Here is a 13,709-nt window from a genome sequence, read left to right as displayed (position 1 = left end):
GACGCTTTATCCGACATCCGCTTGCAGACCGGCGCGAAGGATACCCGCTATCGCGCAAGCTTCGTCCTTCTCCGGATGATCGCCGCTGATTCCCACGGCGCCGATCACGTGATTGTCGGCATTGCGAATCAGCACGCCGCCGGCAACCGGAACGATCCGTCCCGCGGAGATATCCGTGAGCGCACTGAAGAACGCCGGTGACGCTTCGGCCCGCTGCGCGAGCGCACGGCTTCCCACCCCCATGCCGAGCGCGCCCCATGCTTTGGCCTGAGCGATTTGCGGCCGCAGGATACCGCTGTTGTCGCCCCGTTTGAATGCGACCAGATGGCCGCCCGCATCGAGCACGGCAACGGACATTGGCGCGCAAGCCGATTCTCGCGCGGTGGCGAGCGCCGTGTCGACGATCGTGCTTGCGTCGCTCAGTGACAGGGTTTTCATCAGTGCTCTCCTTGTTGAACTATGGGATCAATGCGTGAATGCGTTGTCGCTGGATGTGCGTTCGAGTGGCCCTTGCGCGGCGGAGCGTGAGAGCGTGTCCTCACGCACCGATTCGTGCGATCGAGGGTTGTTGTCACGTCGCCGCATCAGTCGGCCCAGCACCAGGACTGCCAGCGCTGCACCCACCGACGTTGCACCGGCGACCGTGAAAAGCACTGGCGGTGTGACGCCCGCGCCGAGCAACACGCCGCCCATGACTGGGCCGGCGATCGCGCCGGTGCGGCCGATGCCCATCGCCCAGCCGATGCCGGTAGCACGCAGGCCGGTTTCATAGAACACCGCGCACAGCGCCACCGTGCACATCTGCGCGCCGATGCTGAAAGCGCCAGCGACGAAGCTTGTCAGGTACAACAACCGTGGCGACCATCCGGCGAAGCCGATTGCCGCGATCGCAACGGCGCCGACGAGATAGGCACAACCGATGGTGCGCGTCGGCCCAAAGCGGTCGGCGAGACGGCCGAGCAGCACACATCCGGCGACCGCGCCGAGATTGAGCATCGCGACGGCGAGCACGGCCTTGCCGATATCGAGCCCATTCGTACGCGCGACGACCGGTATCCAGTTGATGAGGAAATACGTCAGCAGCAGGCTCAGGAAAAACGCGATCCATAGCAGGAACGTCGCGCTCGCACGTCCTTGCGTGAAAAGATTGGCGACAGGCGAATGAGGCATCACCGCGCGATAGTCGGAGTCGCCGTTCCACAACGACTCGGCCTTCAGCCGCCGGAGAATTTGAGCGATGGCGGCGCGGTCGTTGCGCAGCGCGAGATACCGCACCGATTCCGGTACGACCATGACGAATAGCGGAAGAATGAACAGCGGCAGGAGGCCGCCCGCGACGAACACGCTCTTCCAGCCGAACGCTGGAATCAGCAAGGCCGAGGCGCCGCCGCCCAGCACGGCACCAAGTGGAAAGCCGCAGAACATCGCGCCCACCAAGGTGCTTCTAAGCCGCTTCGGCGCATATTCTGACGTGAGGGAAATGAAACTCGGCAGTGCGCCGCCCAGGCCGATGCCGGTGACGAATCTCAACGTCGCCAGCATCGCCGTGGAATGTGCAAGCGGAGTGAGCAGCGAGGCGAGCGAAAATACCAACACGGCGCACGACAAAGTCGATTTGCGCCCGAAGCGGTCGCCAGCCGCGCCGAACGCCAGCGCGCCGAGCAAACCGCCCAGCAATCCCGCGCCGAAGACAGGGCCGAAGGCCGATGGCGCCGCCCCCCACGCAGTCATGATTTCGGGGGCGACGAACGCGATCGCCTGCGTGTCAAATCCGTCTACCATCGCGACGAGGCCGCACAGCAGAAAAATGAGGATCTGCAGACCGCTTACGCGGCCCTCGTCGATGATGGATTCGAGATCCAGTTTGCCTATTGCTTGCATGTGTTACTCCGTAAGCGGGCGACGTCCGATCGCAGATGTCAGAAGCGGAAGTTCAAATTGGCGAATACCTTGTAGCCCTTGGGAATCGTCGCGCGATTCGGACCGGGATTGCCCCCGGACGCGCTGGCGCTCACGTCTTTAGTCGCCCACAGATTCAGCACGGCCGGCCCGAAGTCGTAGCCAACGAGGCCACCCACCGCGAAGAGGTTGTAACTGCTGACATTGATGGCGTTGTGATAGAACGCGCTCGACGTGTCGTTGCTCACCTGCCCGACATAGGACGCGACCGGACCGACCCGCCACTTCCCGAAGGCTTTCGTCGCAGCGAAGTCCGCGTGAAAGATATCGCCGGTGCGATAGTCGGTCTTCGTATTGGGTGTGTTCATTTCGAGCGAGAAGTTGGCCGTCAGATTCCAGCCGTCTTTCAGATAAGAAAAGGCGAGCAGAGGCTGCACGATCCACCAGGGCGCACCAGGATCACCGAGCCCGTTGGGACCGGAAATGGTGCCGTCCGGAACGGTGATGCCGACGCCGGTCTTTACGAACAACCCTGTGCTACCCAGTGCCCAGCTCAGTTGCACCGGCGCGATGAACGTGTTGTGCACGCCGCCGCTTTGGGCGTTCAGCGGCGCGCCCGCGTCGGCCATCGTGAATGGCTGCACGATCAGCGCTTCATAACGCGCGCCGAGAAACATCCAGCCGGGCGTCCACAGCACGCCCGTGACCGCGGACGCCACGCGGATCGGCGTCGAACCGCTGGGGTCACCGGGCCCGTAACGGTGCGCCTGTGCGGTATAGACTTCGTTGAAACTGTAGACGCCGGGCGCGGGCGTGGCGGCTGTCATGCCCAATACGACGCCGGGTGGCATCGACCATCCGGGGTAGCCGGCTTCGTATGCTTGCGATGCCGTGCTGCCCATCATGGCGGCGAAGGCGAGCGCGACGCACGAAGCGTATTTGCGTGATTGCATGAGTGTCTCCTCCTTATCGGCCCGCTTCATATCGAGCGGCCTGTGTGTCTCGCGCCGAGCCGTCCCGGCGGCTCTCGCGACATGGGCGTCTTGTGTGCGTCCCGGCGTCGGTGTCGCGGCCGATGCCGGTTGGCGTGCACCCGGATGAATGTGTGGGCGGATTCAGGCGTTGAGCGTCGCGTCGATCATGCAACCGCACAACAGGCATGGTTCGTCCGAACGATTGCTCCATGCGTGATTGGTACCGCGAATCACGACGGTGTCGCCCGCGCGCATCAGCACTTCGTCAACGTCCGTCACGAGGTAGATCTCGCCCTTGATGCAGGTAATGCAATCGAGGGTGTCCGTTCGATGCATGCTTGGGTGGCGGGCAAGGTCTTCCGCGCTCGGCGGGTGCTTCTGCTGCACCTCGACATTCAGCCTCTTCAATTGTTCGACGTGATGCGCCTTGTCCGCGGTGTCGGGCGGAATCTCCAGTGCACGAAACAGCAGACCGCCCGGAACAGGCTCGCGCGTGGTCACTTCGTTGGCGCGGTCGGTCTCGATGCTGTTATTCACTGGAACTTCGCGCGCGCTCCACAGCGTGGCGCGATAGAAAATGCCAGGGTTGTGCTGGACATTCGTGGCTTCGTCCATCAGCACGGCCGATTTACCGTCCGCATTGGGACCGACGACATAACGCTTCCAATTCCATTTGGTCATTGACGTTCTCCTTGATCTGTTTCTGTGCGGCGATTCGATACGGTCAGCCGGCATTAGTCGGGGAAGGCACTGGCCGGCGCGGGTGGACGTCTGAACGCCGAACCTTCGATACCGGCATTGAGCGATGAGACGGTTTGCTCGCAGAAGCGCCGGAAGCCGAGCGTATCCAGGCCGAGACAGAAGATCCGCACACCGTCGTCGAGTGACTTTCGGCAAGCGGCGGGCGTCGGATCCAGCACTGGGCCGCCGATCACCGCGACACCGTGCTTTTCTGCCGAACGCAGCACCGTGCGATAAGCCTCCTGAACACGCGGGCTTTTCATCATTGCCGTGCCCTCGTTCATTGCGTAGGCGAGGTCGCCCGCGCCGAAGACGATGATCTTTACTGCGTCGAGTGCGCAGATTTCATCGATGTTCCCCACGGCCTCCGGATGCTCGATCATCGGAATCAGCGCGATTTCCGCATTGTTCCAGGCGGTGTATTGATCGAAGTTTTTGAACGCGTAGCGGGCCGCACGGGTTGCGGGACAAATGCCACGCTCACCCAGCGGCGGGAAGAACGCAAACTTGGCGGCTTCCTCGACGTCAGCCGCGGAGCGGACCATCGGCAAAAAAATGCCCATCGCTCCTGCCTCGAGGGCACGGCGAATGCCAGTCTCGTCGCCACGGTCCGGCACGCGCACGAAAGGCGCAAGGCCAGCCCGCTCGGCGATGCGCACGCTGTTTTCCAGCGCGCGCACGTCATTTCCCGAGTGCTCGCCATCGATCATGACGAAGTCGAAGCCCGTCAAGCCCATGACCTCGATAAGCGCCGGGTCCCCCGTAAAGCACTGCATGCCAAGCGGAATTTCATTCCGCTCCAGCATTTCCAACAGACGGTTTCGCACGAACATCAGTTATCTCCCCGAGTGAATTAAAGGTGCTCCTGGCTTGACCGACCAGCCTCGATACAAGTCACCTAGTGACTATATCACTTGAGATCTGACTTCCGGTGGAGTATGGGGTAAACGATAAATTGCTGGAGATGACGCGATTGCAGGCGTCTTGCGCTGCACGGACGTTTCCCGTCGCGGGGGAAGCATCGTCTGGATGTCGCTTCTGGTGGCACGTAAGTCGAGGCGCATGGCGACTGTCGACCTCGGTCGCTCAGTGCTGTTTCTGGCGTCGAAACATATGCGGAAAATTCAAAGTAAAAAGAACCAGCACTCGGACAACTCAACGTCCGGTCAGCCGGCAAAACTAACGACGTACATCGGCACATCGCCACATCCCCACATAAGCATTCCATCGATAGGAATATGCACGGCACCCCATCGCGCATAGACTTTCAGTCCTTCCAGTTTCAAGCCTGCTACGCCGTGAAAAAACCGATTCGCTTCAACGCCTTCCTGATGAACTGCGTTACGCACCTGGCGCCCGGCCAATGGCTCGCCGAAGGCGACCGCGCGCCCGACTATCTCGCCCCCTCCTACTGGACCGACCTCGCCCGGCTGCTCGAACGGGGTCGCTTCGACGCGGTGTTTCTCGGCGACGTGCTAGGCGTCTACGACGTCTACGACGGCGGCCCGGACGCCGCCCTACGACAGGCCGCGCAAGTGCCGATGAACGACCCGCTCGCCGTCATCCCGCTCATGTCGCAAGTAACCGCGCATCTGTGCTTCGGCGTGACCTGCTCGCTCTCCTACGAGCATCCGTATACTTTCTCGCGCCGCATGAGCACGCTCGATCATCTGACGCACGGCCGGATCGGCTGGAATATCGTCACGTCATACCTGGACAGCGCCGCGCGCAACATCGGGCTCGATCGTCAGCTCTCGCACGACCAGCGTTACGATCTCGCCGATGAATACATGGAGGTCTGCTACAAGCTGTGGGAAGGCAGTTGGGAAGACGGCGCCGTCGTAAAGGATCGTGTCAAAGGCGTCTACACCGACCCGTCGAAAGTGCATCCCATTGCGCATGAGGGCACCTATTACAAGGTCCCCGGTTTCCATATGTGCGAGCCCTCGCCGCAACGCACACCGGTACTGTTTCAGGCGGGCAGTTCGGGACGCGGCAAACAGTTTGCCGGCACGCACGCCGAGTGCGTGTTCGTCGCCGGCCCGACCCGCAAGATCGTGGCACGCACGGTCGCCGATATCCGTGCGCAGGCCTCCTCGCTCGGGCGGGACGGCACAGCGAGTCTCGCCATCTTCGCGATGATGACGGTAGTAGTGGGACGCAGCGACGAAGAGGTGCAGCAAAAGCTCGCCGCGTATCGCGCCCGCGCGAGCTACGAAGGCGCGGCCGCCCTGCTGTCCGGCTGGACGGGTATCGACCTGGCGCAGTACGCGCCCGACGACACGCTGTCCTATGTCGATACCGATGCGGGCCGCTCCGCGCTCGCGTCGTTTTCGAGTGCGGATCCCGAGCGGACGTGGACCGTGAAGGAAGCAATCGAGTACGTATCGCTCGGCGGACGGGGACCGCTCGTGGCCGGCACGCCGGAGCGCGTCGCCGACGAACTGGAAGCATGGATCACGGAAACCGGACTGGACGGCTTCAACCTGACCTACCTGTCCGCCCATCAGACTTTCGCGGATATCGTCGAGTTGCTGGTGCCGGAACTGCAGCGACGCGGCCTGTATCGCGAGCAATACGAGGCCGGCACCTACCGCGAAAAACTATTCGCGGCCGGCCCGCGTCTATCCGCCGATCATCCTGGCGCGGGGTACGCAAAGCGCTGACGCGAGACTTACGTTGTCAGCCGCGCCGCGTTTCTGCGTTTCTGCGTTTCGAAATCGTCAGCGCCAGCCAGCAGAACGAGGCGCTCGCCGCACCGACCAGACCGCCGAAGGTGCCGGTCCACGCGAGGCCGAAGTTGTGCGCGACGTAATTGCCCAGCAAAGCGCCCGCGCCGATGCCGACGTTGTACAATCCTGAAAACAGCGACACGGCCAGATCGGTCGCATCGGGCGCGAGTTCCAGCACCTGCGCCTGCATGGCGAGACCGAACGAAATGATCAGTCCGCCCCACAGCAGAATGTGCAGCGACAGTGTGCCGATCGTCAGCGCGAACGGGAACAGCAGCAGCAGGCACGCGGCCACCAATGCCACGGTGGTCAGCAGGAACTGCCGAGGCTGTTGCGGGTAGAAGCGGTTAAAGCAGATGGCCGCCGGTATGCCGGCTACGCCGAACAGCACCAGCAGGTAGGTGATGCGGTTATCGCTCGCATGGTTGACCAGGTGCGCGAACGGTTCGAGATACGTGTAGACCGCGAAATGCGCTGTCACTGTCAGCACGGTCACGCCGTACAGCACCATCAGCATGGGCGTTTTCAGCAGGCCCGGCAGGCTGCGCAGCGACCCGGCACGCTCGCTCGGCAGCAACGGCAGCGTCATCCACAGCGCGGCCATGACCATCAGCGCCGCGCACGCGATGATCTGGAACGTGGTGCGCCATCCCAACGCTTCGCCGATCACCCGGCCGATCGGAATGCCCGCCACCATCGCGATGGAAGTCCCGACCGAAAGAAAACCCAGCGCGCGACTTTTGTCGGCCGGCGGCACGAGACGCACGACCATCGCGACCGACACGGACCAGAAGATCGCATGCGCAAACGCAATGCCAATTCGTCCTATCACCAGTATCGTGAAGTTCGGCGCGACACCGGTCACGACGTGACTCACGATAAAAAGAATGAGCACCCGCATCAGCAACTTGCGCCGTTCGACGTGCCGCACCAGCAGCATCAAGGGCATGGAGGCGAGCGCGACGGTCCATGCGTAGATGGTCAGCATCAGGCCGACATTGGTCGGCTCCATGTCGAGGCTCTTGCCGATTGCGCCGAGCAGTCCGACCGGCACGAACTCGGTGGTATTGAAGACGAAGGCCGAACAGGTTAGCGCGAGGACGCCCCACCAGGGCCGCTTGAAATAGGAGAAATCGGTCGTCGCAGTCATGGGCTCGGTTAGGACGCTGCTGGCCCTGGTTGTCTGTGAACGTCAGGCACGGTTTCGAAGAGAAGGTGCGCGAAAGGTGATTGTAGTTCGTCGCGGCCTGCCCGTCGTCGTGCGCGCGCACGCCTAGCCCGCCGCCGCCTTCACCAGCGCCGCCGCACACTTGCGCGCCAGCACCACACCGTCGTCGTTTCTCCGCACGATGACGGCCGCCAGCGCGCCGTCGTAGAGCAGCGCCAGTTGCCGCGCCATGTCTCTGGCCGCGGCGCGTCCCAACCCCGCGACCGCCGATGCGAACAGATCGCGCACGGCGTCCTTGTGCTGCACGGCCACCGCGCGAATCTCCGGCGAATTTTCGTGCTCCGCTACCGCGAGCAGAAATGCGCAGCCGCGAAAATCGTCGGACACCCTGCTTTGCAACCAGTTGAATGGCGCGGACGCTCGCGCCACGAGATCGGTTCCCGCCGACTCCACCGCAAACGTCATCGCGTCCAGCGCGAAGCGATGCCGCGATGCGAGGTAAGCCACGATCAGCGTTTCTTTGGTGCGGAAATGTTTGTAGAGCGTCGCCTTGGCGATACCCGCTTCTTCGATGATCCGGTCGACACCGACCGCACGCAAACCATGCCGGTAAAAGAGCTTCGCAGCGGTGTCGAGAATGTGATCGCGCATCGGGATGTTTTATGAATGACGGAGGATGAAGCAGGAAACGCTAACCGTCCGGTTGAGAGAATAAGCCTTCAAACAAAGGTCATAAACAAAGCTCAATTGATTCTAACAGACAGGTCTGTCTACCGATATATTGACTCGCCGCCGTGTTGAATGTTTTCCGTCACCTGCCTGGAGTTCGAGCTACCGTATGTCACACAAACACATCATCGTCATCGGCGGAGGATTCGCCGGCGTGAACGCCGCGATTCATCTGATCCGCGCCCGGCAGGACGAATTTCAACTCACGCTGATCGATCCGACGCCCGAAGCGGGCCGCGGGATCGCGTACAGCACGGCGCTGCCCGGACATCTCATCAATGGTCCCGCGAAGCTTTTCAGCCTCTATCCCAGCGAGCCGGACCATCTGGTGAAGTGGCTCGACGCGCATGCCGCGACGCTCGGCTGGTCGCTGCCCGCCGGCGTCGGCTTTCCCGATGCGTTCGTGCCGCGCTGGGTCTACGGCGATTATGTTCGCGATGAATTCGCGCGTGCGCTGGCCGATGCCGCGGGTCGTGTGACCTATAAGCAGATCAGGTCGCGCGCGATCGATCTGACCGAACGTGGCGGCCACTACACCGTCGCCACCGCCGACGGCGGCCACGTGACGGGTGATACGGTCATTCTCGCCACGGGCCTCTTCCCCAAACTGGCTAAGCATGGCTATCCGGTTTCGCGCGAGTTGAAGCAATCGCCCGCGCTGATCGGCGATATCTGGAACGAAGCAAACTGGCGCGGCGTGGCCGAAGCAAAATCGCTGTTGATCGTCGGCTCCAGTCTGACGGCACTCGACGCGATGATCAGTGCAGAGGCGCACGGCTTTCGCGGCACGTTCACCGTGATTTCGCGCCATGATCTGCTGGTTCAGACCCGCCGCGAAGTCGCGCCATGGCCTGACCTGCTCGATCCCGCGAATCTGCCGACGACCGTACGCGAACTGCTGCGCGCGGTCCAGCCGGTACGCCGCAAGCTGCGCGACGAAGGCGGCGACTGGCAGCGTCTGCCTGGCGCGATACGTCCGCATCTGCCGACACTCTGGGCCAATGCGAGCGCTCGCGAACGCCAGCGCTTCATTCGCCATGTCCGCCGGTTCTGGGAAGTCAGTCTGCATCGGGCCGCGCCCGAAGCCGGCAAGGCACTCGAACGGATCGTCTCTCAAGATCGTCTGAACCGCCTGGCCGGGCAGATCGAATTCGCGTCGTTGCAGCCGGGTGGAAAAGTCGAAGTGCAATGGCGGCCGAGCGGTGCGAGCGCAACGCGCCGCAACGAGTTCGACCGCATCGTCAATGCCAATGGCTTCGAATTCGATTGGGCGAGAATCGACGATCGGTTGATTCGCAACCTGCTCGATCGTGGTCACGTGCAGCGTCATTCGACTGGTTTCGGTATCGAAGCCAATCCGCTCAACGGTGCAGTGCGGCTCGCCTCCGGCGAGTATTCCTCGCAACTGTTCGCCGTGGGCCATCCGCTGCGCGGCGCATCGTGGGAGTCCAACGCGATCGGCGAACAAACGCTCGAAGCCGTGGCGACCGCCAGGTTCATCGGCAATACGCCTTCGCTGGCGGCTGCGGGACAAGAACCGGAATCGCTCGAGTCCACCCTCGCCAGGTTGCGCGAACGGGCGCCCGCAGCGGACCGCGCGGGCCAGTACGATCCGCGCAATATCGCGGACCTGCATCGTCACGGCCTGACCGCGCTTGCGGTGCCCCGCTCGCACGGCGGCGCCGATTTGCCGCTTTCCCAGGTAGCGCCTCTGATCGGACAGATTGCGGCCGCGGATCCTTCGACGGCGTTGATCGTGCTGATGCAGACGCTGCATCACCGTGCGATTCAGACGAGCCATACCTGGCCGCGTCATATTGCCGATACCGTCTTCAACGCCGCCGTCAAGGACGGCGCGCTGATCAACGCGCTGCGCGTCGAACCGGCACTGGGCAGCCCCGTGCGCGGCGGCATTCCGGCCACCAAAGCACGCCGTACCGAACAAGGCTGGCGTCTGAGCGGCCACAAGCTATATTCGACCGGCGCGCCGGGACTCACGTGGGGCATCGTTTGGGGCGCGACGGATGAAGCGGAACCGCGCGTCGGCGAGTTCCTCGTGCCGCTGTCCGCCCCGGGCGTGAAGATCGTCGACACCTGGGATCATCTCGGCTTGCGCGCGAGCGGCAGCCACGACGTGATTTTCGAAGACGTGCTGATTCCGCACGACCATGCCGTCGATCTGCGCACGCCGCTGCAATGGCAACAACAGGACATCGGGCTGAGCGCCTGGTTGCCGGTCATGCTGTCGGCGCTTTACGACGGCGTCGCCCGTGCGGCACGCGACTGGACGCTGCCGTGGATACGCGAGCGCAACCCGAGCAACCTCAAAGGGTCGCTCGCCGACTTGCCGCGCTTCCAGTCGGCTATCGGTGAAATCGACGCGTGGTTGCAGACCAACGCATTGCTGATCGAACAGGCCGCCGCGGCCGTGGACCGCCAGGCCACGCAAGCCGGTACGGCGCTCGGCATCCAGCCGGCGCTGATCAAGTACACGGTCACGCAGAACGCCATTGCAGCGGTCGAGAAAGCACTCAGCTTGCTCGGGAATCACGCGTTGACTCGCAGCAATCCGCTGGAACGGCACTATCGCGACGTGTTGTGCAGCCGCGTTCATCAGCCGCAAAACGATCTGATTCTGGAAGGGGCCGGACGTGCCGCGCTGCTTGCACCCACCGCACCCGCGACACCGGCCACGCCTCCCGTTCCCGCCGCCGACGGCTCGCCGATTCACGCAGACCGTCGCGAAGAAGTCGTCACCAACGGCTAACCCCACGCTATCCACCTTCTGATCCTGACCGGAGTTTGCATGTCTTCCGTATCGTTGCGCCCTGCCGTTCTCTTTGCCGTTGCTGGTTTGTTTTTCACGCAATTCGCCAACGCCGCGCCGGTCGAACTGAAAGTGGGGACGCTCGGCGGACCCTACGAACAGGTGACCGAAGCGGCCGCGCAAGCCGCCCCGCATCAGGGCATCGTCATCAAGCCGGTGGTGTTCAGCGGCGTGGTGAGTCCGAACGAAGCGCTGGTCGGCAAGGATCTCGACGCGAACGCTTACCAGCACATTCCGTTTCTGAACAGCGAGGTGAATAAGCGCGGCTACAAACTCATCAAGATTGCGGACATTTATACGGTGCCGCTCGCCATCTACTCGCTGAAGTACAAAACGCTGGCCGCGCTGCCGGCGGGTGCGAAGATCGCGATTCCCGCGGACGAAGCGAACCAGAGCCGCGCCTTGCTCGCGCTGCAGGACAACGGTCTGATCAAGCTGCGGCCGGACTTCGATCCGCTCAAGGGCAATGCGAGCACGCTGGATGTGGTGGAGAACCCGAAGCAGTTCAAGCTCGTCGAAGTGTCCACCACCATCCTGCCGAAGTCGCTGCCCGATGTGGATGCAGGCGCAACCAACGCCAACCTCGCGTTCCAGCTCGCTCATCTTTCGTTGAAAGACGCGATTGCGGTGGAGAACCCCAACACGACTCGCCGCTTCACGCAGATTCTGGTGATCCGCGAGGAAGATCGCAGCAAGCCGTGGGTCACGCCGCTCGTCAAATCGTATCAGTCGCCCGAGGTCAAGGCCTTGATCGACTCGCAGTTCAAGAACGTGATGACGCCCGCGTTCTGAGCCCGCCCGCTTCCGCTTACGAGCCCAACGATGCTAACCAGAGTTCACACGGATAAGGCTACGGCTACGGCTACGGCCGCGACCTCTACGCCGGCCTTGGCGGCACACGCCGACTTACCGCGAGCTGCCGCTGCCGTTCAGAACGGCGCGGTAGGCAGCATCCTCATGGACGCGGTCAGCAAACGCTACCCCGGTCAGCGCAAGGATCAGTACGCGCTCGATGCGGTGTCGCTAGCGGTCGCGCCGGGCGAAATCTACGGCATCGTCGGCCGCAGCGGCGCGGGCAAGTCCACGCTGATTCGTACGATCAATCGGCTGGAGCCGGTCGATAGCGGCACGATCCGCGTGAGCGGTATCGACGTCGGCGCGTTGTCGCGTGCACAACTCCTCGCCACTCGGCGGCGCATCGGCATGATCTTCCAGCACTTCAACCTGCTGTCGGCAAAAACCGTGCGCGACAACATCGCGTTGCCGCTGGTAGCGGCGGGTGTCGCCAGGCCCGCCATCGAGGCGCGCGTCACCGACGTGCTCGATCTGGTGGGTCTCGCCGACAAACGCGACACCTATCCGTCGCGCCTGTCGGGCGGTCAGAAACAGCGCGTGGGGATAGCCCGCGCGCTGGTGCAGAGTCCCGACGTGCTGCTCTGCGATGAAGCGACTTCCGCGCTCGACCCGGAGACGACCGTTTCCATTCTCGATCTGCTGCGCGATATCAATCGGCGGCTCGGCCTCACGATCATGCTGATCACTCACGAGCTCGACGTGGTAAGAGAAATCTGCGATCGCGTCGCGGTGCTGGAGAACGGCCGCATCGTCGAACAGGGCGATGTGTGCTCGGTCTTCGGCGCACCGCGTCATGCCTCCACGCAAGCGCTGCTCGGCTCGCAGAACGAACGGCTGCCGCAGTCGCTCAGGCAATCTCTCGCTGCCTCGCCGCCCGACACTGCGTATCACGTCGCGCTCGACATCCGCTATCAGGACGTGGCGTTCGGCAGTTTGCCGATCGGCGAATTATTGGGCGCGCTCGGCAAGAACGTCCGGCTGCTGCATGCCCATACCGACGACATCAAAGGCCGGCTGTTCGCGCGCTTCATCGTGGACGTGCCCGCCACCGAATTCGACACGCCGGACTTCCAGTCCCGGCTGCACGATATTGCGCTCTCGCCCCGGGTATTAGGCTATGTCAAATCTTCTGCTTGAAAAGTTCTGGGACGCATTGCTGGAAACGTTCACGATGGTGGCCGTTTCCGGCGCGATCGCCCTGCTGATCGGCGTGCCGCTCGCTGTGCTGCTGGTCGTCACGTCGAAGGGCGGCATACACACGGCGCCGCGTGTTTACCGCGTGCTCTCGACCGTCATCGACGCAATCCGCGCCACGCCCTTCATCATCATGATGGTGTTGCTGATTCCGCTGACGCGCTGGCTGCTCGGTTCCGCCATCGGCGTCTTTGCGGCCATCGTGCCGTTGACGATCAGCATCACGCCGTACTTCGCACGAATCACCGAGATCAGCCTGCGCGACGTGGGCGGCGGACTGATCGAAGCCGCCGAGGCAATGGGCTGCGGCCGCTGGCATATCGTGCGCCATGTGCTGCTGCCGGAAGCGCTGCCCGGCATCGTCTCCGCGATGACGATCACCATCGTCGCGCTCTTCAACACGTCCGCCATGGCGGGTGCACTCGGCGCGGGCGGCCTCGGCGATCTCGCCATCCGCTACGGCTACGAACGTTACGACCCGCTCATCATGCTCTACGTGGTGGCGATCCTGTTCGCCCTGGTCACGGGCTCGCAAGGATTCGGCGACTGGGCGGTGCGCTATCTGCGCCGTCGCCGATGATCAGGCCCTG

Annotated in this window: 12 protein-coding genes; 5 read left to right on the top strand and 7 right to left on the bottom strand. The window is 63.0% G+C overall.

Translation table 11 applies throughout. The features are described 5' to 3' along the window. Positions 1-6: 6 nt before the first annotated feature. From FQ746_RS33820 to FQ746_RS33800, 5 genes are all read right to left on the bottom strand, one after another. Positions 7-438, bottom strand: coding sequence for a GlcG/HbpS family heme-binding protein (locus tag FQ746_RS33820; RefSeq protein ID WP_144114157.1), 432 nt, complete (start codon positions 436-438; stop codon positions 7-9). 27 nt (positions 439-465) lie between these two features. Continuing rightward, positions 466-1,881 (bottom strand): MFS transporter, encoded by a 1,416-nt coding sequence (locus FQ746_RS33815; protein ID WP_144114156.1) that lies wholly within the window; start codon positions 1,879-1,881, stop codon positions 466-468. Between the two features lie 38 nt (positions 1,882-1,919). Further along, positions 1,920-2,852, bottom strand: a complete 933-nt coding sequence (locus FQ746_RS33810; RefSeq protein ID WP_186310908.1) for a transporter — start codon at positions 2,850-2,852, stop codon at positions 1,920-1,922. A 162-nt stretch (positions 2,853-3,014) separates the two neighbouring features. Next, on the bottom strand, positions 3,015-3,554 hold the full coding sequence (locus tag FQ746_RS33805) for a cupin domain-containing protein (RefSeq protein WP_144114154.1): 540 nt from the start codon (positions 3,552-3,554) through the stop codon (positions 3,015-3,017). Between the two features lie 53 nt (positions 3,555-3,607). Then, positions 3,608-4,420 carry an HpcH/HpaI aldolase family protein gene (locus tag FQ746_RS33800; RefSeq protein ID WP_260854282.1) on the bottom strand — a complete coding sequence of 271 codons (813 nt, stop codon included), beginning with the start codon at positions 4,418-4,420 and terminating at the stop codon, positions 3,608-3,610. A gap of 492 nt (positions 4,421-4,912) precedes the next feature. Between FQ746_RS33800 and FQ746_RS33795 the strand changes: the two genes are divergently transcribed. Next, positions 4,913-6,280: an LLM class flavin-dependent oxidoreductase gene (locus FQ746_RS33795; protein ID WP_222105917.1), complete on the top strand. Its 1,368-nt coding sequence runs from the start codon at positions 4,913-4,915 to the stop codon at positions 6,278-6,280. 16 nt (positions 6,281-6,296) lie between these two features. Here the strand turns inward: FQ746_RS33795 and FQ746_RS33790 are convergent, their stop codons facing one another. Together FQ746_RS33790 and FQ746_RS33785 are read right to left on the bottom strand one after the other, a co-directional pair. After that, positions 6,297-7,496 carry a sugar transporter gene (locus FQ746_RS33790; RefSeq protein WP_144114151.1) on the bottom strand — a complete coding sequence of 400 codons (1,200 nt, stop codon included), beginning with the start codon at positions 7,494-7,496 and terminating at the stop codon, positions 6,297-6,299. A 123-nt stretch (positions 7,497-7,619) separates the two neighbouring features. Beyond that, on the bottom strand, positions 7,620-8,165 hold the full coding sequence (locus FQ746_RS33785; protein WP_144114150.1) for a TetR/AcrR family transcriptional regulator: 546 nt from the start codon (positions 8,163-8,165) through the stop codon (positions 7,620-7,622). Positions 8,166-8,352: 187 nt separating this feature from the next. Here FQ746_RS33785 and FQ746_RS33780 point away from each other — a divergent pair, with 187 nt between their 5' ends. From FQ746_RS33780 to FQ746_RS33765, 4 genes are read left to right on the top strand one after another with little or no spacing between them, the layout of a single operon-like run. Continuing rightward, the gene (locus FQ746_RS33780) at positions 8,353-11,010 is read left to right on the top strand and encodes an FAD/NAD(P)-binding protein (RefSeq protein ID WP_222105916.1); all 2,658 of its coding nucleotides are present in this window, start codon (positions 8,353-8,355) and stop codon (positions 11,008-11,010) included. Between the two features lie 39 nt (positions 11,011-11,049). Next, the gene (locus tag FQ746_RS33775) at positions 11,050-11,862 is read left to right on the top strand and encodes a MetQ/NlpA family ABC transporter substrate-binding protein (RefSeq protein WP_144114149.1); all 813 of its coding nucleotides are present in this window, start codon (positions 11,050-11,052) and stop codon (positions 11,860-11,862) included. A 30-nt stretch (positions 11,863-11,892) separates the two neighbouring features. After that, positions 11,893-13,062, top strand: coding sequence for a methionine ABC transporter ATP-binding protein (locus FQ746_RS33770; RefSeq protein ID WP_313955593.1), 1,170 nt, complete (start codon positions 11,893-11,895; stop codon positions 13,060-13,062). Further along, positions 13,043-13,699, top strand: coding sequence for a methionine ABC transporter permease (locus FQ746_RS33765; RefSeq protein ID WP_144114148.1), 657 nt, complete (start codon positions 13,043-13,045; stop codon positions 13,697-13,699). Before FQ746_RS33770 ends, FQ746_RS33765 begins: the two co-directional genes overlap by 20 nt. The last annotated feature ends 10 nt before the right edge of the window (positions 13,700-13,709 follow it).

The sequence above is a fragment of the Paraburkholderia sp. BCC1886 genome (genome assembly GCF_900996245.1).
Classification (GTDB): domain Bacteria; phylum Pseudomonadota; class Gammaproteobacteria; order Burkholderiales; family Burkholderiaceae; genus Paraburkholderia.
This window is presented reverse-complemented; position numbering and strand designations above follow the sequence as displayed.